This window comes from Streptomyces sp. NPDC102441, assembly GCF_044765585.1.
GTDB lineage: Bacteria > Actinomycetota > Actinomycetes > Streptomycetales > Streptomycetaceae > Streptomyces.
In genome coordinates, this window is sequence record NZ_JBIWKH010000001.1 from 501,624 (window position 1) to 521,687 (window position 20,064).

Annotated in this window: 16 protein-coding genes; 9 read left to right on the top strand and 7 right to left on the bottom strand. The window is 70.6% G+C overall.

What is annotated here, in order from left to right; translation table 11 throughout:
• Positions 1-20: 20 nt before the first annotated feature.
• The 4 genes from ACIREO_RS02330 to ACIREO_RS02345 are packed head-to-tail and all read right to left on the bottom strand — an operon-like array spanning position 21 to position 4,354.
• Positions 21-671 (bottom strand): GTP-binding protein, encoded by a 651-nt coding sequence (locus tag ACIREO_RS02330; RefSeq protein WP_404103811.1) that lies wholly within the window; start codon positions 669-671, stop codon positions 21-23.
• Positions 652-1,065, bottom strand: a complete 414-nt coding sequence (locus ACIREO_RS02335) for a DUF742 domain-containing protein (protein ID WP_404103814.1) — start codon at positions 1,063-1,065, stop codon at positions 652-654. The genes ACIREO_RS02330 and ACIREO_RS02335 overlap by 20 nt, the downstream gene beginning before the upstream one ends.
• Entirely contained in the window at positions 1,062-1,538 is a 477-nt protein-coding gene (locus ACIREO_RS02340; protein ID WP_404103818.1) for a roadblock/LC7 domain-containing protein, read from the bottom strand. The genes ACIREO_RS02335 and ACIREO_RS02340 overlap by 4 nt, the downstream gene beginning before the upstream one ends.
• Positions 1,535-4,354 (bottom strand): nitrate- and nitrite sensing domain-containing protein, encoded by a 2,820-nt coding sequence (locus ACIREO_RS02345; protein ID WP_404103821.1) that lies wholly within the window; start codon positions 4,352-4,354, stop codon positions 1,535-1,537. Before ACIREO_RS02345 ends, ACIREO_RS02340 begins: the two co-directional genes overlap by 4 nt.
• 370 nt (positions 4,355-4,724) lie before the next feature.
• On the opposite strand from ACIREO_RS02345, the gene ACIREO_RS02350 reads away from it, so the two are divergent.
• Entirely contained in the window at positions 4,725-5,510 is a 786-nt protein-coding gene (locus tag ACIREO_RS02350; protein WP_404103823.1) for a hypothetical protein, read from the top strand.
• An 18-nt stretch (positions 5,511-5,528) separates the two neighbouring features.
• On the opposite strand, the gene ACIREO_RS02355 is transcribed toward ACIREO_RS02350, so the two are convergent.
• Positions 5,529-6,026, bottom strand: a complete 498-nt coding sequence (locus ACIREO_RS02355; RefSeq protein WP_404103826.1) for a MarR family winged helix-turn-helix transcriptional regulator — start codon at positions 6,024-6,026, stop codon at positions 5,529-5,531.
• Positions 6,027-6,263: 237 nt separating this feature from the next.
• On the opposite strand from ACIREO_RS02355, the gene ACIREO_RS02360 reads away from it, so the two are divergent.
• Positions 6,264-7,106, top strand: a complete 843-nt coding sequence (locus ACIREO_RS02360) for a lysozyme (RefSeq protein WP_404103830.1) — start codon at positions 6,264-6,266, stop codon at positions 7,104-7,106.
• 162 nt (positions 7,107-7,268) lie between these two features.
• Here the strand turns inward: ACIREO_RS02360 and lon are convergent, their stop codons facing one another.
• Positions 7,269-9,734 carry an endopeptidase La gene (gene lon / locus ACIREO_RS02365; protein ID WP_404103833.1) on the bottom strand — a complete coding sequence of 822 codons (2,466 nt, stop codon included), beginning with the start codon at positions 9,732-9,734 and terminating at the stop codon, positions 7,269-7,271.
• A gap of 297 nt (positions 9,735-10,031) precedes the next feature.
• On the opposite strand from lon, the gene ACIREO_RS02370 reads away from it, so the two are divergent.
• The 5 genes from ACIREO_RS02370 to ACIREO_RS02390 all read left to right on the top strand — a co-directional run bounded on the left by ACIREO_RS02370 (position 10,032) and on the right by ACIREO_RS02390 (position 17,114).
• Positions 10,032-10,715 carry a spermidine synthase gene (locus ACIREO_RS02370; protein WP_404103836.1) on the top strand — a complete coding sequence of 228 codons (684 nt, stop codon included), beginning with the start codon at positions 10,032-10,034 and terminating at the stop codon, positions 10,713-10,715.
• Between the two features lie 232 nt (positions 10,716-10,947).
• Positions 10,948-11,685 carry a response regulator transcription factor gene (locus ACIREO_RS02375; protein ID WP_014154105.1) on the top strand — a complete coding sequence of 246 codons (738 nt, stop codon included), beginning with the start codon at positions 10,948-10,950 and terminating at the stop codon, positions 11,683-11,685.
• On the top strand, positions 11,682-12,758 hold the full coding sequence (locus ACIREO_RS02380; RefSeq protein ID WP_404103839.1) for an ATP-binding protein: 1,077 nt from the start codon (positions 11,682-11,684) through the stop codon (positions 12,756-12,758). Before ACIREO_RS02375 ends, ACIREO_RS02380 begins: the two co-directional genes overlap by 4 nt.
• A gap of 258 nt (positions 12,759-13,016) precedes the next feature.
• Positions 13,017-16,844 carry a multifunctional oxoglutarate decarboxylase/oxoglutarate dehydrogenase thiamine pyrophosphate-binding subunit/dihydrolipoyllysine-residue succinyltransferase subunit gene (locus tag ACIREO_RS02385; RefSeq protein ID WP_404103842.1) on the top strand — a complete coding sequence of 1,276 codons (3,828 nt, stop codon included), beginning with the start codon at positions 13,017-13,019 and terminating at the stop codon, positions 16,842-16,844.
• 90 nt (positions 16,845-16,934) lie between these two features.
• Positions 16,935-17,114 carry a DUF6104 family protein gene (locus ACIREO_RS02390; protein WP_014048295.1) on the top strand — a complete coding sequence of 60 codons (180 nt, stop codon included), beginning with the start codon at positions 16,935-16,937 and terminating at the stop codon, positions 17,112-17,114.
• Here the strand turns inward: ACIREO_RS02390 and ACIREO_RS02395 are convergent, their stop codons facing one another.
• Positions 17,115-18,023, bottom strand: a complete 909-nt coding sequence (locus ACIREO_RS02395; RefSeq protein ID WP_404103844.1) for a hypothetical protein — start codon at positions 18,021-18,023, stop codon at positions 17,115-17,117. It abuts the gene before it with no gap.
• A gap of 168 nt (positions 18,024-18,191) precedes the next feature.
• Between ACIREO_RS02395 and ACIREO_RS02400 the strand changes: the two genes are divergently transcribed.
• A complete protein-coding gene (locus ACIREO_RS02400; RefSeq protein ID WP_404103847.1) occupies positions 18,192-19,049 on the top strand; it encodes a DUF4097 family beta strand repeat-containing protein in 858 nt (285 codons plus the stop codon).
• Position 19,050: 1 nt separating this feature from the next.
• Positions 19,051-20,028 carry a helix-turn-helix transcriptional regulator gene (locus tag ACIREO_RS02405; protein WP_404103850.1) on the top strand — a complete coding sequence of 326 codons (978 nt, stop codon included), beginning with the start codon at positions 19,051-19,053 and terminating at the stop codon, positions 20,026-20,028.
• Positions 20,029-20,064 lie beyond the last annotated feature (36 nt).

Genomic DNA, 20,064 nt, shown 5'->3' on the forward strand with positions numbered 1-20,064 from the left:
CTGTCTTGGACCGGCCGGCCCTACTCGGGGGCGACGTCGAGTGCGTGGCCCACCAGGGCGAGCAGCGCCTCGACGACGGTGATCCTCTTACGCGCGTCCATGATCACAACAGGCACGTGCGGAGCTACTGTCAGGGCCTCCCTGACATCGTCCTCCTCGTAACCGGTCGTTCCCTCGAAGTGGTTGACGGCCACGATGTAGGGAAGGCCGCAGCTCTCGAAGTAGTCGAGCGCGGCGAAGCAGTCGGCGAGGCGCCGTGTGTCGGCCAGGACGACCGCGCCGATCGCGCCGCGCACCAGGTCGTCCCACATGAACCAGAAGCGCTGCTGACCGGGCGTTCCGAAGACGTAGAGGACGAGGTCGTCGTCCAGGGTGAGCCGGCCGAAGTCCATCGCGACGGTCGTGGTGACCTTGTCGGGCGTGGCCGTGAGGTCGTCGGTCTCCTCGCCGGCCCGCGTCATCAGCGCTTCGGTCTGCAGCGGGGTTATCTCGGAGACCGAGCCGACGAAGGTCGTCTTGCCCACACCGAACCCGCCGGCGACCACGATCTTGGTCGCGATCGGCGCACGGGTGTGGTCGAGCTGCCAGGTCTGTGCCGGCTCGTCGGGCCGCTCCTGCGGCTCCCGCTGACGCGGAGTGAAGAGCGGCGCCTCAGAGACGGCGGAGTCCATTGAGCACCCTTTCGAGCAGCGCGCGGTCGGGCTGGCCGGTGCCGTGACCGGTTCCGTAGACGCGGATCTTTCCCTGGTCGGCCAAGTCACTGAGCAGCACCCGGACCACACCGAGCGGCATCTTCAGCAGGGCGGAGATCTCCGCGACCGTACGCATGCGGCGGCAGAGCTCCACGATGGCCTGGAGCTCCGGCATGACACGCGAGGCGAGATTGCCGTTCGTGAGCTCCCGGCGCTCCTCGGAGGCGTCCAGCGCGGCGACGAACGTCTCGACGAGCAGGACGTGGCCGAAGCGGGTGCGGCCGCCGGTGAGTGAGTACGGACGGACCCGTGCGGCCTTGCGGTCGGCACCCCGGACGGGGAGTTTTCGTACGGGTTCAGCAGCTGACGTCACTGGGTGCTCTCCATCGATTTGCGCAGCTCACTGCGGAGTTCGGGGGTGAGTACGTGTCCGGCACGGCCGACGAAGAGCGCCATGTGGTAGGCGACGACGCTCATGTCGCAGTCGGGGGTGGCGTGCACACCGAGCAGGGAACCGTCACTGATCGACATGACGAAGACGCTGCCCTCGTCCATGGCGACCATCGTCTGCTTGACGCCACCGCCGTCCATCAGCTTGGCGGCGCCGATCGTGAGGGATCCGATACCGGAGACGATCGTGGCGAGGTCGGCGCTGGAACCCCTGGGGCCCGTCTGCCGTGCCGCCTCGGGCGTCGCGAGACCGGGGTCCGAGGAGAGCAGCATCAGCCCGTCGGACGAGACGACGGTGACCGAGTGGACCCCTGGCACCTCCTCCACGAGATTGCTCAGCAACCAGTGCAGGTTCCGGGCCTCGGTGCTCAGCCCGAATGTGCTGGGCGCAGTCAACTGCGTGCCTCCTCGACTGTGTCCCCCGTCTCATCGATTCGACCGTCGGTACGGTCATGGTCGGTCTCTGGTCCGGTCTCGGCGATCTCCGCCTCGAATTCGCGGCGGCCGTCCTTCGCACCCTGGTGGAACCCGCCGAGCCGGCGGCGCAGGGCCTCCTTGTCCAGGCTGCCCTTGCGCTCGGCGGCCGGGGCCGACGGCGGTGCCGCGATCTTCGGGGTGCGCTTGGGCAGCCCCTTGTCCGTGACGCGGGCGGGCAGGGGCGCCGGGTCGGGCACCTCCTCGCCCAGTCCGGTCAGCGGCTGCCGGGGGCCCGGAAGGGCGGCGGCGGGCTCGGCGGCCGGGGCTGCGGGCGCGGGTGCAGGGCTCGTGTCGGCGGCGCGCTCGTGGCGGTCGGGCCCGATGGCGTACGGGCTCGGCGCGTCCTGCTGCGCGGGCAGCCGGACCTGCATCGTGGCCTCGGACTCGGACTCATCGCCGGTGGGGCCGGCGTCGGGCTCGGGCTCGGGCTCAGTGGCGGCCGGCGCGGCGGGCTCCGGCGCCGCAGGCTGCGGGGCCGCCGTCCGAAGGGTCCGCTCGGCGGCCGCGATCAGCGGGTCCTCGTCGGGGAGCGGCGAACGGGGCGGCAGCGCGTTGGAGTTCGCCTCCGCGACCGATCCCGGGAGATTCAGCGCGGGGGCGTCCCCGGGGCGGGGTACGGGCGGCGGAGAAGCGGCGGGCGGCGCCTTGGGCAGCAGCGCCTGCGGAAGGACGACGACCGCGGTCACCCCGCTCCCCTTCTGTTCGCGCAGCTGCACCCGTACGCCGTGGCGGGCCGCCAGCAGCGAGGTCACCTGAAGACCGAGACCGGCCCCGTCCGCGGCCTGTTCGCCCGCTTCGAAGGAGGCCGGGTCTGCCAGCCTGGCATTGAGCTCGCTCATCCGGACCGCCGACATGCCGATGCCCTCGTCCTGCACGGAGAGCATCACCTCCCCGGTCTCCAGCAGCCAGCCGGAGAGCTCGACATGGGAGTCCGGCGGGGAGAAGGAGGTCGCGTTCTCCAGGAGTTCGGCGACGAGGTGGCTCAGGTCGTCGGCCGCGAAGCCCGCGATCTGGGCGTGCGGCGGCAGGGACTGGATGGTGACCCGATCGTACCGCTCGATCTCGCTGACCGCGGCGCGCAGTACGTCGACGAGCGGGATCGGGCCCGCGTGCCCGTGGTTGTGATCGGTTCCCGCGAGGACCAGCATGTTCTCGCTGTGGCGCCGCATGACGGTGGCCATGTGGTCCAGCTTGAAGAGGGTCGCGAGGCGCTCCGGGTCCTGCTCGCGCTCCTCCAGGCCCTCGATGACGCCGAGCTGGCGCTCGACGAGGCCGAGCGTGCGCAGCGACAGGTTGACGAAGGTGTGATGGACGGTGTTCCGCAGCCGTTCGAGCTGTCCGGTGAGCTCCGCCACCGTGACCTGGAGCTCGGCCCGCTGGAGCGTGAGGGCCTCACGGCCGGCGACCAGTTCGCCGCGCTCGGTCTGCAGGCTCTCGAGCCGGCCGCCGACGTCGTGGTGCAGCCCGTGCAGCTTGCCGTGGAGTGCGTTGATGGACCGTACGACCTGGGCGAACTCGTCGTTGCGCCCGTTGTAGCGGACCGGTTCGGCGGTCTCCGGCTCGGCGGCGATGCGGCCGGCGCCGAGCCGCAGGACGGCGAGCGGCTGGGTGAGGGTGCGGGCGACCGCGGTGGAGACGCCGACGGCGATCAGGAGGCAGCCGCCGAGCAGGGCGAGGCGGAGTTCCAGCGCGGTGACGTCGTCGTCGCGCAGTCCCTCCAGCCGCTTGACCTGCGCGGTGCCCAGGGCGGACTCGACTCCGCGCATGCGGTCGATCCGTGCGGAGAGCGCCGCCCCGGCCTTCTTGGGGTCGGCCTCCCGGTCGGAGTCGGACAGTTCGGGGCGGTCGGTGAACCGGGTGAGGTACTTCTCCGCGGTGGCGACCTCGGGTCCGGTGACCGTGGAGGCGAGCCTGTCCCGCGCGGCAGGCCCGGCAGCCTGGTCGAACTCGGCGAGCGAGGCGAGCTCGCGCACCCGCGCCTGCTGGGCGGCGGCGCTCAGTTCGTCGCGGTTGCGGTCGTCCTCGCTGTCGCTCTCGCCCTGGGTCCGGACGGGAAGACCGGTGAACGGGTCGATCTGCTGCTGCGGCGGCTTCGTGCCGGGCACGGCGAGCGCGGCAAGGAGCAGTCCCCTGGCGGCGGAGGCCTGCTCCACTGCACCGCCGAGGGCGAGCGGGGCGCGGGTGGCGTCGGCGGCACGCGGCGGGGTCTTCTCGGCGAGCTCGCCGGCGAGGCCGTGGAGCTTCGCGATGACCTCGGAGTACGCCTGGTAGGCCTCCATCGCCGAGCCCTTGCCGGTGAGGGCGGTCCGGCGGAGCGAGGGGACAGTGGCGAGGTCCCGGCGCAGCGCCGCGGGGGCGGCCTCCCGGATCTCGTCCACCTGCTGGTCGACCCGGGCCGCTGGGCTCGTGGTGCCGCCCTTGCCGTCCTCGTCCTCACGGCCGCCCGCGATGAAGGCGGTCACCTCGTCGCGCTCGTCCGCGAGGGAGTGCGCGAGGGTGATCGCCTGCTGGTCCAGCTCGGCGAGCGTCACCAGCTGCTGGGACTCGTTGAGATCGGAGGACGCGCCGAGGGCCGCCGGGGCACCCGCGGCGATGACGGTGATCCCCACGACGGCAACGCCGGCGACGAGCCTGCTGCGCACCCGCACGGTCCGCCTGGAGGTACCCGCTGCCGGAGGCGTCGCCCCGGAATCCTCGCGCGTGCCGTCCTTGCTCCGAGGCCGCTTCTTCTGCACCGGTGCTCGCAATCTTGACTCGTCCGCCCTTGAAGCAGAGGTGACGCACAGTCACATGAGTGGGCACCCCACTCTGGTGTGCGCCGTACGGCTTCTGACCATTCCAGCGCTTTTGAGAGGGGGGCGCACATCAACCGCTCCGCCACTCGAAGGAGTGAACAACACTCCGGAGTTGGCGAACAAGTCTCCCCACGGGCGCCGCGGGCCATGCACGGTCCGCCGGGTGGAACTTCGGGCCAGGCTTTGGCAGTATGCCCGCCCGCATATGCGCGGACTCCCGGATTCCGCAGATGAGGGTCACCTGACCTGCTGGTACGGTCCAACCGCCGGATCATGCGAGGTCCGTGACGGCGTCGTGCAGACTGGCCGGATGCGCATCGAACTCGCCACCGAACCGGGCAGCCCCGAACGCCCCAACGAGGACTGGGTGTCGGCCGCCGCACCGGCGGCGGGCCTGGGCGGCACCCTCATCCTGCTCGACGGCGTCACGCCACCGCCGGGCAGCGACGGCTGCGTGCACTCGGTCCCCTGGTTCACCGCGCGGCTCGGAGGGGCCCTGGCCGAACTGTCCGCTTCGCGACAGGATCTGACGCTGTCCGAGATCCTCTCGATGTCCATCCGGCGCACCGCCGACACACACCGTCCCCTGTGTGACCTTTCTCACCCGCGTACGCCTCAGGCAACAGTGGTCCTGGCGCGTTGGGACGACGAACGGGTCGAGCACCTGGTGCTCTCCGACTCCGCTCTGCTCGTCGAGGCGCCCGACGGCACGGTCCGGCCGGTGCTCGACGACCGGCTCGACCGGCTCCCGCCAGGATCGCTCGCCTCGGAGGAGATCGCGGACGCGCGCGTACGGAACAAGGAGGGCGGCTTCTTCACTGCGGCCGCGGACCCCTCGGTGTCGTCACGAGCGGTGACCGGCGAGAGCCCGCGGGCGGAGGTCCGGGCGCTCGCGGCCCTGACCGACGGGGCGAGCCGCTGGATGGAGATGTTCCACCAAGGCGACTGGAAGGCCACCCTGATGCTGCTGCGCCAGGTGGGCCCGCAGGGGCTGATCAGCAGGGTCAGGAAGCTGGAACGGGCCGACAGCAACCGCCTGCACCTGCGCCGCGGCAAGACGCATGACGACGCGACAGCGGTCCTGGTGGAGCTGTGACGGCCACCCCCCGGCCCCTCAGTCCTCGGCGCGCTCGTTGAAGTGGTGCAGCAGTCGCGCCAGTTCCGCGATCTCGGCCCGGTCCCAGCCCGCGAGCTTGCTGGCATAACGCCCCCGGCGGGCGTCACGGACGCTGCGGAAGCGCGCGAGGCCCTCCCCGGTGAGGTGTACGAGCGAGGCGCGGCCGTCGGCCGGGTCGGTCTCCCGGGCCACCAGGCCGAGGCCCTCCAGGGCCCGCAGCTGGCGGCTCATGGTCGCCTTGCCCACCCCGAAGTAGGCGGCGAGATCGGTGGCGCGCTGCCGTCCTGCCGACTCCAGCCGTACGAGAAGCCCGTAGGCCGCGGCCTCCAGATCCGGATGGACCTCACGGGCCATCTCCCCCGAATTGGCCCGCGCCCGGCGCAGAAAGACGGCCAACTCCCGCTCCAGGGCGAGGAACTCATGGTCCACACCACTTCCGGCCGTCGCACCGGGTTCACCATCGCTTCCGCTCCCGTGCACGTCAGCACCCCTCATACGCTTTCCCGCCGATGAAAGTTTCTTTCAACTCCGGCCATCACCGCAGCTGGGCCAGTATTTCGCAGGCGTAGACCTCCGGCATCGACCAGGCCCCCTTCCGGAGCGCGGGTCTACGTGCGTAGCTTCGTGAGTGTCATCAGTGGCATGTCCACACCATGACGCATCTACCGCAGGAGTGTCCCGCACCCGCTCCTGGGGCCATCGAGCTCCCTACCGAGCCCTCGGAGGCACGCAATGCCCGTGCTCAGATCCGGAACCGCAGCAGCCCGACGTCCCCGTCTCCTCGCGGCGGGCGCGCTCCTGGCCGCCCTCGCCCTCCCGCTCACGCTGCCCGGCGCGGCGTCCGCGGCCGGCGCCGCAACCGTCCCCGAACGGGGTACGGCGAGGATGGGCCAGGGCGTGATCGCCCACGACGGCCAGGGGGCCTCCACCCCCACCGGGACGAACGCCGTCCAGACCGAAGGCGTGGACGTCAGCAGCCACCAGGGCGCCGTCGCCTGGCCGACCCTGTGGAACAGCGGCGTGAAGTGGGCCTACGTCAAGGCCACCGAGGGGACGTACTACAAGAACACGTACTTCACGCAGCAGTACACCGGCTCCTACGACGTCGGCATGATCCGGGGCACTTACCACTTCGCCACTCCGGACACGACCAGCGGTGCGGCCCAGGCCAACTACTTCGTGGACAACGGCGGCGGCTGGTCCAAGGACGGCAGGACGCTGCCCGGCGTACTGGACATCGAGTGGAATCCGTACGGCGCGCAGTGCTACGGCAAGACCCAGGCCGGCATGGTCGCCTGGATCCGCGACTTCGTGAACACCTACAAGGCGCGCACCGGGCGTGACGCGGTGATCTACACCGCGACCAGCTGGTGGAAGGACTGCACGGGCAACAACGCCGGCTTCGGCACCACCAACCCCCTCTGGGTGGCCCGCTACAACACCACCGTCGGCGAACTCCCGGCCGGCTGGGGCGTCCACACGATGTGGCAGTACACGTCGTCGGGCCCGACGGTCGGCGACCACAACCACTTCAACGGCGCGCTCGACCGCGTGGTGGCACTCGCGAACGGCTGAACCGGCACGACGAGTCGCCGGCTGACGGCCCCGGCGGAACCCGAGCCGGGCACGGTCTGCCGCCCCCGACCCGTGCCGCACGCGCGACGGCCCGCCTTCCGGGGAAGGCGGGCCGTCCGTACCGGCCGTCGGCGTGCTGCCACGCCCGTCACTGCATGGCGCCTACGCGGCGGCCGGGATCCTGTCCCGCACCCTGTCCGAGGCCGGCGCGAGCGCGATCTCCAGCACCTGGCGGACATCGGTCACCGGGTGGACATCCAGGGTGTCGAGGACCTCGGCCGGGACGTCGTCCAGGTCGGCCTCGTTCCGCTGGGGGATCACGACGGTGGTGATGCCGGCCCGGTGCGCGGCCAGCAGCTTCTGCTTCAGGCCGCCGATCGGCAGCACCCGTCCGGTCAGTGACACCTCACCGGTCATCGCCACGTCCGTGCGGACCAGCCGTCCGGAGAGCAGCGAGGCCAGCGCCGTCGTCAGGGTGATACCCGCGCTCGGGCCGTCCTTGGGGACCGCGCCCGCCGGGAAGTGGATGTGCACACCCCGGTCCTTGAGGTCGGCGACCGGCAGCTCCAGCTCGGCGCCGTGCGACCGCAGGAAGCTGAGAGCGATCTGCGCGGACTCCTTCATCACGTCACCGAGCTGGCCGGTCAGCGTGAGCCCGGACGCCCCGGTCTCCGGGTCGGCCAGCGACGCCTCGACGAAGAGCACGTCGCCGCCCGCTCCGGTCACCGCGAGCCCGGTGGCCACACCCGGCACCGCCGTGCGGCGCTCGGCGGGGTCCTGGGCGGACTCGGGCACGTGGTGCGGACGGCCGATCAGGCCCCGAAGGTCCTGCTCGGACACCGTGAACGGGAGGTCCCGATCACCCAGTTCGTGCTGGGCCGCGACCTTGCGGAGCAGCCGCGCGACGGCCCGCTCCAGATTGCGCACCCCTGCCTCCCGGGTGTACTCGCCGGCCAGCTTGCGCAGCGCGGACTCGTCCAGGCCGACCTCGTCCTTCTCCAGACCGGCCCGCTCCAGCTGGCGCGGGAGCAGGTGGTCACGGGCGATGACGACCTTCTCGTCCTCGGTGTAACCGTCCAGCGTGACGAGCTCCATGCGGTCGAGCAGAGCCTCCGGAATGGCGTCGACGACGTTGGCCGTGGCCAGGAACACGACGTCACTGAGGTCGAGTTCGACCTCCAGGTAGTGGTCGCGGAAGGTGTGGTTCTGTGCCGGGTCCAGGACTTCGAGCAGGGCGGCCGCCGGGTCGCCCCGGAAGTCCGAACCGACCTTGTCGATCTCGTCGAGCAGGACGACCGGGTTCATCGAACCGGCCTCCTTGATGGCCCGGACGATGCGTCCGGGGAGCGCGCCGACGTACGTACGCCGGTGGCCCCGGATCTCCGCCTCGTCCCGGACACCGCCGAGCGCGACCCGGACGAACTTGCGGCCCATGGCGTGCGCGACGCTCTCGCCGAGCGAGGTCTTCCCCACGCCGGGCGGACCGACCAGCGCCAGCACGGCGCCGCCGCGCCGGCCGCCGACCACACCGAGCCCCCGGCCGGCACGCCGCTTGCGCACCGCGAGGTATTCGGTGATGCGCTCCTTCACGTCCTGGAGCCCGGCGTGCTCGGCGTCCAGGATCTCCTGGGCGCCCTTGATGTCGTAGGCGTCCTCGGTCCGCTCCGTCCAGGGGAGTTCGAGGACGGTGTCCAGCCAGGTCCGGATCCAGGAGCCCTCGGGGCTCTGGTCGGAGGCGCGTTCCAGCTTCTCGACCTCCTTGAGCGCCGCCTCGCGGACGTGCTGCGGCAGGTCGGCGGCCTCGACACGGGCCCGGTAGTCGTCGGACTCGTCCTCCGGGTCGCCGTTGAGCTCGGAGAGCTCCTTGCGTACGGCGTCGAGCTGACGCCTCAGCAGGAATTCGCGCTGCTGCTTGTCGACGCCCTCCTGGACGTCCTTCGCGATGGACTCCGCGACATCCTGCTCGGCGAGGTGCTCACCGAGCCACTGGACGGCCAGCTTCAGACGGTCGACCGCGTCCACGGTCTCCAGCAGCTGCACCTTCTGGGTGATGGTCAGGAAGGGCGAGTAGCCGGAGTTGTCGGCGAGTGCGGAAATGTCCTCGATCTGCTGGACCCGGTCGACGACCTGCCAGGCGCCGCGCTTCTTCAGCCAGCTGGTGGCGAGCGCCTTGTACTCCTTGGCGAGCTCGGCCGCCGAGCCGGGGTTGGGGTCTCCCCGGCCGAGCGAAGCCGAGGCTGGGGAAGGGTCGGGCACGGATACGTCGATCCTGGTGCCCTCGACCCACAGCGCGCTGCCGGGGCCACTGGTCCCGGCGCCGATCCGCACCCGGTCACGGGCCCTGATGAGGGCACCCGGGTCACCGTCCGAGAGCCGGCCGACCTGCTCGACCGTGCCCAGGACGCCGGTCCCGGTGTAGTTCCCGTCGATGCGCGGCACGAGCAGCACCTCGGGCTTGCCGCCTCCGGGTCGTGCGACGGCCTGCGCGGCCTCGACCGCGGCCCGCACCTCCGCGTCCGAGAGGTCGAGCGGCACCACCATCCCGGGCAGCACGACCTCGTCGTCGAGCGGCAGCACGGGCAGGTCGACCGACGTGAACGCCTTCGACCCATTCGACTCAGTAGTCATGATCTCCCCTTCGGCAGGCAAGTTGAGCTATGTGGACTCAATGCTTGTGAGCCTGCGAATGTTCCCCGGGCCACGTTCGCTCTCAGCGATCACCCACATCGGCCGCCCCCGCCTGCGAGAAGCCGGACATGCACGTCTACGGCAGCACTCCGAGGAACACGCCCATTCCCTGGTGTCGGCCGTACCTGCCGGTGGTCCCGCACGACGGACACGGAAACCGCTGGTCCAGGGGCTCTCGGCGGGGGACAATGACCGGCTGGGACCACCCGCCGCCGACCGGAGACCGGAGACCGCACCATGCACGCCCCAGACACCCACCGCCCCGTCGTCCTCGACCGGCGCGAAGGGCCGTTCGGCGAAGTCGTCCTGCGGGAGCACGGCGACAACTTCGAGATCATCGCCAACGGATGCTTCCTGATGGACACCTCCGACGGGCGTTCCGAGCGGCTGCTGATCGACGCGGCGCTCGCCGCCCTGCCCGACGGCCGGCCGGACCCGTCGGTGCTGATCGGCGGACTCGGCGTCGGCTTCTCGCTGGTGCGGGCCGCGGCCGAGCCGCGCTGGGGCCGGATCGCGGTCGTCGAGCGGGAGCAGGCCATCGTGGACTGGCACCTCGACGGGCCGCTCGGCCGGATCTCCGGGGCGGCGCTCGCCGATCCCCGGACCGAGATCCTCCGTACGGACCTCGTCGCCCATCTCCATACGGCCACGGAGCGTTACGACGCCCTGTGCCTGGACATCGACAACGGCCCCGACTGGACCGTCACCCAGGACAACGGAAACCTCTACTCACCCCCCGGTCTCGCGGCCTGCCGGGCACGTCTGACGTCCGGTGGAGTTCTCGCCGTATGGTCCGCCCAGCCGTCCGCCGAGTTCGGCGAAGCCTTGCGGAATGCCGGATTCCACGCAGTAACGACCGAAGAAGTAGCCGTTGCCCGAGGTGTGCCGGACGTGGTCCATCTCGCACTGCGAACCGACTGAACCCCCACCCGGTATCCACATCCCTGCCGCACCATGGACCGGGCGGCACAAGTCCGCCGATCCGTCTCCTTTCCCGTGGGTAACACCTTCACGACGGACAACACCCTGCGTAGCCGAGAGGCACCTTGTGCCTTTACGCTCTGACCGGCACAAGGGATCACCGACGAAATCCACAAGCGATAACCGTGCCTCCGGGGGAATGGCCTCCGCGAGAACGGGCAGGGGCGGGGCGATGGAACAGACACACACCACCCACAACGGCGTCGCGGCCACCCCCGGGGCTCAGCGCCGGGTGCTGGTGGTAGAGGACGACGCAACAATCGTCGACGCCATTTCCGCCCGGCTGCGGGCCGAGGGCTTCCTGGTGCAGACCGCACTGGACGGGCCGGCGGCCGTCGACGCGGCCGAGGCCTGGCAGCCCGACCTGATGGTGCTCGACATCATGCTTCCCGGCTTCGACGGCCTGGAGGTCTGCCGCCGCGTGCAGGCCCAGCGCCCCGTGCCGGTGCTGATGCTCACCGCACGCGACGACGAGACCGACATGCTCGTCGGGCTCGGGGTCGGCGCCGACGACTACATGACCAAGCCCTTCTCGATGCGGGAGCTGGCGGCGCGGGTCCACGTCCTGCTACGCCGGGTCGAGCGGGCCGCACTGGCAGCGGTGACACCGCGCAGCGGCATCCTGCGCCTCGGAGAGCTGGAGATCGACCACGCGCAGCGCCGCGTCAGGGTGCGCGCCGACGACGTCCACCTCACCCCGACCGAGTTCGACCTGCTCGTCTGCCTGGCCAACACACCGCGCGCGGTGCTGTCCCGGGAACAGCTGCTGGCCGAGGTCTGGGACTGGGCGGACGCCTCCGGGACCCGCACGGTCGACAGCCACATCAAGGCTCTGCGCCGGAAGATCGGCGCCGAGCGGATCCGTACCGTGCACGGCGTCGGCTACGCCCTGGAGACACCCGCGCCATGACGCCGCCCGGCTCGGGACTGCGGCCCTTCTCGATCAAGGCCAAGCTGGGCACGCTCGTGGTGGTCTCCGTGTTCATCACGACCGGACTGCTGATCGTCGCCCTGCGGACCAGGACCGAGTTCCGGTTCATCACGGTCTTCTCGGTGATCGCCACTCTGCTGATCACCCAGTTCGTGGCGCACGGTCTGACCGCGCCGCTGGACGAGATGCGCGCCGTCGCCCGGTCGATCTCCCACGGCGACTACACGAGACGGGTGAGCGGCGCCGGGCGGCGGGACGAGCTCGGCGACCTGGCGCAGACGATCAACCGCATGGCGGACGATCTGGAGGCGGAGGACCGGCACCGCAAGGAGCTGGTGGCGAATGTCTCCCATGAGCTGCGCACACCGATCGCGGCGCTCAGAGCCGTACTGGAGAACGTGGTGGACGGGGTGTCCGCCGCCGATCCGGAGACGATGCGTACGGCGCTGAAACAGACCGAACGCCTGGGCAGACTGGTGGAGACGCTGCTGGACCTCTCCCGGCTGGACAACGGCGTGGTCGCGATCAAGGCGCGCCGCTTCGAGGTCTGGCCGTATCTGTCCGGCGTGCTGAAGGAAGCCAATCTCGCCGCCTCCCAGCGCCGACTCTCCTCCGGCTCGGGCAACCACTCCCGTACCGACGTCCATCTGCATCTCGACGTGTCGCCGCCCGAGCTGACGGCGTACGCGGACGCGGAACGGCTGCACCAGGTGGTCGCCAACCTGATCGACAACGCCGTCAAGCACAGCCCGCCGCACGGCCGGGTCACCGTGCTGGCGCGGCGCGGGGAGTGTCCCGAGTCGCTGGAGCTGGAGGTCGTCGACGAGGGGCCCGGCATCCCGGAGGCGGAGCGCCACCGGGTCTTCGAGCGCTTCAACCGCGGCCAGGCGCCCTCCCCGCACGGGCCTGGCTCCGACGGCGGCACAGGGCTCGGGCTCGCGATCGCACGCTGGGCGGTGGATCTGCACGGCGGCCGCATCGGGGTGGCCGAATCCGCCCGCGGCTGTCGAATTCAGGTCACTCTTCCGGGCAACTCCCAGACGCAGGGTTGACCTCGCGTTCGAAGCGGAGGGCCCGTTCTCCCTTCCGTTCGGGAAAGAGATACGGTCCAGGGGGCCGTAGCACTGGCCTCGCGTACCCGAAGGGCAGTGGAACCCTGCTTGTTTCCCGCCATTTCATGCGCCGAAACCCGGCTTCCGATGTGATGTGCACGACGAAGACCGGCCCGGCCTGCACGTAACGGCTCGGGAGGCGTAGCCTTGATTTCCGCTGTCCATCACCTTGTGAAGCGGAAGAGGGCGGTTGCCGCCGTGTCGTCTCAGTCCCCCAGTAACTCGAGCATCTCGACCGATCAAGAAGCAGGCTCCGGGTCCAACCCGGCGGCCGCTTTCGGCCCCAATGAGTGGCTCGTCGACGAGATCTACCAGCAGTACCTCCAGGACCCCAATTCGGTCGACCGCGCCTGGTGGGACTTCTTCGCCGACTACAAGCCGGGTACGTCCGGCACGGCGGACAAGCCCGTTCCCGCAGCCGCGGGAGCGGTGACCCCGGCCCCGGCCCCGGCCGTGAACACCGTGAACAACACGGCTCCGGCACAGGCCGCGGCGCAGGCTCCGGCCGCGCCCCCCGCCGCCCCGGCCAAGCCCGCGGCCGCCGCTCCGGCGGCTCCCGCCAAGGCTCCGGCCGCACCGGCGGCTCCCGCGAAGGCCGCACCGGCGAAGGCGGCCCCTGCACCCGCTGCCAAGGCGGATGCCCCGGCCGAGGCCCCCGCCGGCCCGGAGTACGTGACGCTGCGCGGCCCGTCGGCCGCCGTCGCGAAGAACATGAACGCCTCCCTGGAGCTGCCGACGGCCACGTCGGTCCGCGCCGTGCCGGTGAAGCTGCTCTTCGACAACCGCATCGTCATCAACAACCACCTGAAGCGCGCCCGGGGCGGGAAGATCTCCTTCACGCACCTCATCGGGTACGCGATGGTGCAGGCCCTCAAGGCCATGCCGTCGATGAACCACTCCTTCGCGGTGAAGGACGGCAAGCCGACCCTGGTCAAGCCCGAGCACGTCAACCTCGGCCTGGCCATCGACCTGGTGAAGCCGAACGGCGACCGTCAGCTGGTCGTCGCGGCCATCAAGAAGGCCGAGACGCTCAACTTCTTCGAGTTCTGGCAGGCCTACGAGGACATCGTCCGCCGGGCCCGTGTCGGCAAGCTCGGCATGGACGACTTCTCGGGTGTCACCGCCTCGCTGACCAACCCCGGCGGCATCGGCACCGTCCACTCGGTGCCGCGCCTGATGCCCGGACAGGGCCTCATCATGGGCGTCGGCGCGATGGACTACCCGGCGGAGTTCCAGGGCACCTCGCAGGACACCCTGAACAAGCTGGGCATCTCGAAGGTCATGACGCTGACCTCGACGTACGACCACCGGGTCATCCAGGGTGCTGCGTCCGGCGAGTTCCTCCGCGTGCTGTCCCAGCTGCTGCTCGGCGAGAACGACTTCTACGACGAGATCTTCAAGGCGCTGCGCATCCCCTACGAGCCGGTCCGCTGGCTCAAGGACATCGACGCCTCGCACGACGACGACGTCACCAAGGCCGCGCGGGTCTTCGAGCTGATCCACTCCTACCGGGTCCGCGGCCACGTCATGGCCGACACCGACCCGCTGGAGTACCGCCAGCGCAAGCACCCCGACCTGGACATCAACGAGCACGGTCTGACCCTGTGGGACCTGGAGCGGGACTTCGCGGTCGGCGGTTTCGCCGGACAGACGCTGATGAAGCTCCGCGACATCCTCGGTGTGCTGCGTGAGTCGTACTGCCGCACGACCGGCATCGAGTTCATGCACATCCAGGAGCCGAAGGAGCGCAAGTGGCTCCAGGACCGGGTGGAGCGCCCGCGCCCCGCACCGGAGCGCGAGGAGCAGCTGCGGGTCCTGCGCCGGCTCAACGCCGCCGAGGCGTTCGAGACGTTCCTGCAGACCAAGTACGTCGGCCAGAAGCGCTTCTCGCTGGAGGGCGGCGAGTCCGTCATCCCGCTGCTCGACGCGGTCATCGACTCCGCGGCCGAGGCGCGCCTCGACGAGGTCGTCATCGGCATGTCCCACCGCGGCCGGCTGAACGTCCTGGCCAACATCGTCGGCAAGTCGTACGCGCAGATCTTCCGCGAGTTCGAGGGCAACCTCGACCCGCGGTCGATGCACGGCTCCGGTGACGTCAAGTACCACCTGGGCGCCGAGGGCACCTTCACCGGTCTGGACGGCGAGCAGATCAAGGTCTCGCTGGCCGCCAACCCCTCGCACCTGGAGGCGGTCGACCCGGTCCTCGAGGGCATCGCCCGCGCCAAGCAGGACATCATCAACAAGGGCGGCACGGACTTCACGGTCCTGCCCGTCGCGCTCCACGGCGACGCGGCCTTCGCGGGCCAGGGCGTCGTCGCCGAGACCCTCAACATGTCGCAGCTGCGCGGCTACCGCACCGGTGGCACCGTGCACGTGGTGATCAACAACCAGGTCGGCTTCACCGCCGCCCCTGAGTCCTCGCGCTCCTCGATGTACGCCACGGACGTCGCGCGCATGATCGAGGCGCCGATCATCCACGTCAACGGCGACGACCCGGAGGCAGTGGTGCGTGTCGCGCGCCTCGCCTTCGAGTACCGGCAGACGTTCAACAAGGACGTCGTCATCGACCTCATCTGCTACCGCCGCCGCGGTCACAACGAGGGCGACAACCCGGAGTTCACCAACCCGCAGATGTACACCCTGATCGACAAGAAGCGCTCGGTGCGCAAGCTCTACACCGAGTCCCTCATCGGTCGTGGCGACATCACGCTGGAAGAGGCCGAGCAGGCCCTCCAGGACTTCCAGGGCCAGCTGGAGAAGGTGTTCGCGGAGGTCCGCGAGGCCACCTCGGCGCCGTCCCAGCCGCATGTCCCGGACGTCCAGGCGGAGTTCCCGGTCTCGGTGACCACCGCGGTCTCCTCGGAGGTCGTGAAGCTGGTCGCCGAGTCGCAGGTGAACATCCCCGACGGGATCACCGTTCACCCGCGTCTCCTGCCGCAGATGCAGCGCCGTGCCGCCTCCGTGGAGAACGGCACGATCGACTGGGGCATGGGCGAGACCCTGGCCATCGGATCGCTGCTCATGGAGGGCACCCCGGTCCGGCTCGCCGGCCAGGACACCCGTCGTGGCACGTTCGGCCAGCGCCACGCCGTTCTCGTCGACCAGAAGACCGGCGAGGACTACACCCCGCTGCTCTACCTCTCGGACGACCAGGCCCGTTACAACGTCTACGACTCGCTGCTCAGCGAGTACGCGGCGATGGGCTTCGAGTACGGCTACTCGCTGGCCCGCCCGGAGTCCCTGGTCATCTGGGAGGCCCAGTTCGGCGACTTCGTCAACGGCGCCCAGACCGTCGTGGACGAGTTCATCTCCTCGGCCGAGCAGAAGTGGGGCCAGACGTCCGGCGTCACCCTGCTGCTCCCGCACGGCTACGAGGGCCAGGGCCCGGACCACTCGTCGGCCCGCCCGGAGCGTTTCCTGCAGATGTGCGCGCAGGACAACATGACGGTCGCGATGCCGACCCTCCCGTCGAACTACTTCCACCTCCTGCGGTGGCAGGTGCACAACCCGCACCACAAGCCGCTGATCGTCTTCACCCCGAAGTCGATGCTCCGCCTCAAGTCGGCGGCGTCGAAGGTGGAGGAGTTCACCACCGGCGGCTTCCGCCCGGTCATCGGTGACGAGTCGGTCAAGGCCGAAGCGGTCCGCAAGGTCGTCTTCGTCTCCGGCAAGCTCTACTACGACCTGGACGCCGAGCGCGAGAAGCGCGGTGACACCGAGACGGCGATCATCCGTCTGGAGCGGCTGTACCCGCTGCCGGGTGCGGAGATCCAGGCCGAGATCGCCAAGTACCCGAACGCCGAGAAGTACCTCTGGGCCCAGGAGGAGCCGGCGAACCAGGGTGCGTGGCCGTTCATCGCGCTCAACCTGATCGACCACCTGGACCTGGCCGTCGGATCCGACGTCCCGCACGGTGAGCGTCTGCGCCGCATCTCGCGTCCGCACGGCTCGTCCCCGGCGGTCGGTTCGGCCAAGCGCCACCAGGCCGAGCAGGCCCAGCTGGTCACCGAGGTCTTCGAGGCCTGATCAGCGGCTGCACAGCATCCGAGGGCCCGGCCCCGCGAGCTTCTCGCGGGGCCGGGCCCTCGGGCTTTCCGGCCTCGTTATTCTGGTCGTATGTACTTCACGGACCGTGGCATCGAGGAACTGGAGAAGCGGCGCGGCGAGGAGGAGGTCACCTTCGAGTGGCTCGCCGAGCAGCTCCGTACGTTCGTCGATCTCAACCCCGACTTCGAGGTTCCCGTCGAGCGCCTCGCGACCTGGCTGGCACGGCTGGACGACGACGAGGACGAGTAGTCACCGTCCAGGGCCTCCGCCAGCCGCTCCCCTGAAGCGGTTGTACGCGAGCCCCAGCAGTCCCTGTACGAGAAGGACCAGGCCCGCGGCGATCCAGCCTCCGCTGCGCCGGCGGGCACCCCACAGGGTCAGCGGCAGTCCCGTGGCGACCTGCGCCGTCGCCACGGCGCGGGCCCTCGGACCGAGCATCCAGGGTCCGAGGCTGCTGCTCTCGACGGCGTCGAGCTCCACGCGCACGGCGTCGCGCCAGCCGGCCCATTCGATCTGTTCCGCCTCCGGGTGGATCCCGGCGACCGAGCGCAGCCGGTCGGCGGGCTCGCCGGGCGTGAGGCCGGGCGGGAGGTCCACCCCGGCGCGGGTGAGCACGGCGAGCAGTCCGCGCAGCCGGCCGTCGGCGTCCGTCCCCGGTTCCTCGCGGGTGAGGGCCTCCAGCGCCTCTACGTCCATGACGGGGTCGAGGCCCAGCCGGATGGCGGACGTCCGCATGGCCTCCTCCTCGGCGGCCGGGGTGCCGTCGGCGAGCCAGATGTAGCCGACAGGGCGGCGGAATCCCGAGGCGAGGGTGTAGCCGGACCGGTCGCCGTCCCACCACAGGGCGAGCACCGGCCAGGTGGAGCCCACGGCGAGGGCTGTGGCCCAGCCGCCGACGACACGGTCGACGGGCTCGGCTCCTCCGTCGGCCGCCGTGGCCCCGCCGGCCGGTGCTTCCCCGTTGCCCCCGTTGCCCACGATGCCTCCGTGGCCGTCGCGGGCGTCCTTCCGCCAGGGCTTCCCCTCGGGGACGAGCACGCTCCAGCCCTCCCCGGCGGGCACGAGCAGCATGCGCTCCTGCAGCAGATGGGCCACGGGCCGTACGGTCTCGGGGTCGGCCCGGCACAGGAGCAGGGCGCCCACGGATGTCGCGGTCATGCCCCACACGCTAGGGCAATTTGCCCCCGTGTGAACCATTTACGACTCCCACCGGCCTTCCGCGAGCGGCCTTTCCAGTTTCATCTTGACTTCTCCTATCCGCGATATATCGTGTTCTCAAGAAGACGCGATATGTTGCGTCGTACCACCCAGTGGGAGGTCAGATCCATGCCCGAGTCGACGTGGACCGTCACCGAGCCCCAGAAGCTCACTTTCGACGAGCCTGTGACCGCGCTCAATGTGCGCATCGTCGACGGCGTGATCAATGTCGTCGGCACCGACGAGCCGGCCGCCCGGCTGGAGGTGTCCGCGATCGAGGGCCCGCCGCTGGTCGTGACCCTGGAGGACGGCACCCTCACCGTCACCTACGAGGATCTGCCGTGGCAGGGCCTCATCAGCTGGCTCGACCGCAGGAGTCCGCGCCGCAGCGCCGCGGTCTCGCTCGCCGTGCCGGCCGCCGCGACGGTGGAGGTCGGCGTCATCGGCGCCGAGGCCGTCGTCTCGGGGATCCAGGGACGCACCGAGGTGCGGGGCATCTCCGGGGACAGCACCCTGGTCGGCCTCTCCGGCGCCGTCCGGGCCGAGACCGTGTCCGGCAGCCTGGAGGCCCAGACCGTCACCGGCGACCTCCGCTTCCAGTCCGTGTCCGGCGATCTCACGATCGTCGACGGCGCCGGCACCTCGGTCCGCGGGGAGACGGTCACCGGCCACATGGTGCTCGACCTCGACACCTCACCGAAGCCGACGGACATCAGGCTGACCTCGGTGTCCGGCGAGATCGCCATCCGGCTTCCGCACCCTGCGGACGCGAAGGTCGAGGCGAACACCGCGAGCGGCACGGTCTCCAACGCCTTCGAGGACCTTCGGGTGGGCGGCCAGTGGGGCGCCAAGAAGATCACCGGAACGCTGGGCGCGGGCACGGGAAAGCTGAAGGCGACCACCGTCTCGGGTTCGATCGCCCTGTTGCGCCGCCCACCCGCCCAGGACAACACGCATGACGCCGAGCCGACCGGAAAGGTGCTCTGACATGGCCCCCGTATTCGCCCACGGCCGTCTGCGCCTGTACCTCCTCAAGCTCCTGGACGAGGCCCCCCGCCATGGATACGAGGTGATCCGGCTCCTGGAGGAGCGCTTCCACGGGCTGTACGCCCCCTCGGCGGGCACCGTGTATCCGCGGCTGGCCAAGCTGGAGGCCGAGGGCCTGGTCACTCACGCCACCGAGGGTGGCCGCAAGGTCTACTCCATCACCGACGCCGGGCGTGCCGAGCTGGCGGGCCGCGGGGGTGAACTGGCCGATCTGGAGCTGGAGATCCGCGAGTCCGTCTCCGAGCTGGCGGCCGAGATCCGTGACGATGTGCGGGGTGCGGCCGGCCAGCTCCGCAGCGAGATGCGCGCCGCGGCCTCCGAGTCCCGTCACACCTCCGGCAGCGGAAAGGGCGGCTGGGACGCCGGCCTGGGAGACAAGGAGGCGTGGCGCACGGCGAAGGAAGAGCTGCGCAAGGCCAAGCAGGAGTGGAAGGAACAGGCCCGCAGGGCGAAGGACGAGTCCCGCAGAGCCCGTGAGGACGCCGAACAGGCCCGCCGTCAGGCCCAGGAGGCACACGAGAAGGCGCGGGAGCAGATGCAGAACGCAGCCCGTCAGGTCCAGGAGCACTTCGCGCGCGGCGACTGGCCGGCGGGTGTGCGGGACGGGCTGGCCGAGATCACCGGCCAGCTCGGCGGCTTCGCCAGGACCGGCAGCTGGCCCTCGTACAGCCGTCCGGCGCCCGAGGAGCCGGATATCGAATGGGCCGCCGACGCCACGGCCACCGGTGATCCGGCCCGCGATCTGGACCGCCTGCTGGACCGCTTCCGCGACGACATCCGCGACGCGGCCCGGGACCGTGGTGTCACCGAGGCGCAACTCTCGGAGGCCCGCCGCCACCTGGCCACAGCGGCGACGCACATCGACGCGCTGCTGCGCACACCGGCCGACGAGGCGAAGGGCAGCTCAGGTCCGTCCTGATCCCAGGTGCTGTCCGGCCGGAGAAGCCCCGGCCGG

Excerpts from the sequence above, each read along its gene's own strand:
- ACIREO_RS02330 (WP_404103811.1), bottom strand. The coding sequence starts at position 671 with ATGGACTCCGCCGTCTCTGAGGCGCCGCTCTTCACTCCGCGTCAGCGG.
- ACIREO_RS02350 (WP_404103823.1), top strand. The coding sequence starts at position 4,725 with ATGCGCATCGAACTCGCCACCGAACCGGGCAGCCCCGAACGCCCCAAC.
- ACIREO_RS02355 (WP_404103826.1), bottom strand. The coding sequence starts at position 6,026 with ATGAGGGGTGCTGACGTGCACGGGAGCGGAAGCGATGGTGAACCCGGT.
- ACIREO_RS02360 (WP_404103830.1), top strand. The coding sequence starts at position 6,264 with ATGCCCGTGCTCAGATCCGGAACCGCAGCAGCCCGACGTCCCCGTCTC.
- lon (WP_404103833.1), bottom strand. The coding sequence starts at position 9,734 with ATGACTACTGAGTCGAATGGGTCGAAGGCGTTCACGTCGGTCGACCTG.
- ACIREO_RS02370 (WP_404103836.1), top strand. The coding sequence starts at position 10,032 with ATGCACGCCCCAGACACCCACCGCCCCGTCGTCCTCGACCGGCGCGAA.
- ACIREO_RS02375 (WP_014154105.1), top strand. The coding sequence starts at position 10,948 with ATGGAACAGACACACACCACCCACAACGGCGTCGCGGCCACCCCCGGG.
- ACIREO_RS02380 (WP_404103839.1), top strand. The coding sequence starts at position 11,682 with ATGACGCCGCCCGGCTCGGGACTGCGGCCCTTCTCGATCAAGGCCAAG.
- ACIREO_RS02390 (WP_014048295.1), top strand. The coding sequence starts at position 16,935 with ATGTACTTCACGGACCGTGGCATCGAGGAACTGGAGAAGCGGCGCGGC.
- ACIREO_RS02395 (WP_404103844.1), bottom strand. The coding sequence starts at position 18,023 with ATGACCGCGACATCCGTGGGCGCCCTGCTCCTGTGCCGGGCCGACCCC.
- ACIREO_RS02400 (WP_404103847.1), top strand. The coding sequence starts at position 18,192 with ATGCCCGAGTCGACGTGGACCGTCACCGAGCCCCAGAAGCTCACTTTC.
- ACIREO_RS02405 (WP_404103850.1), top strand. The coding sequence starts at position 19,051 with ATGGCCCCCGTATTCGCCCACGGCCGTCTGCGCCTGTACCTCCTCAAG.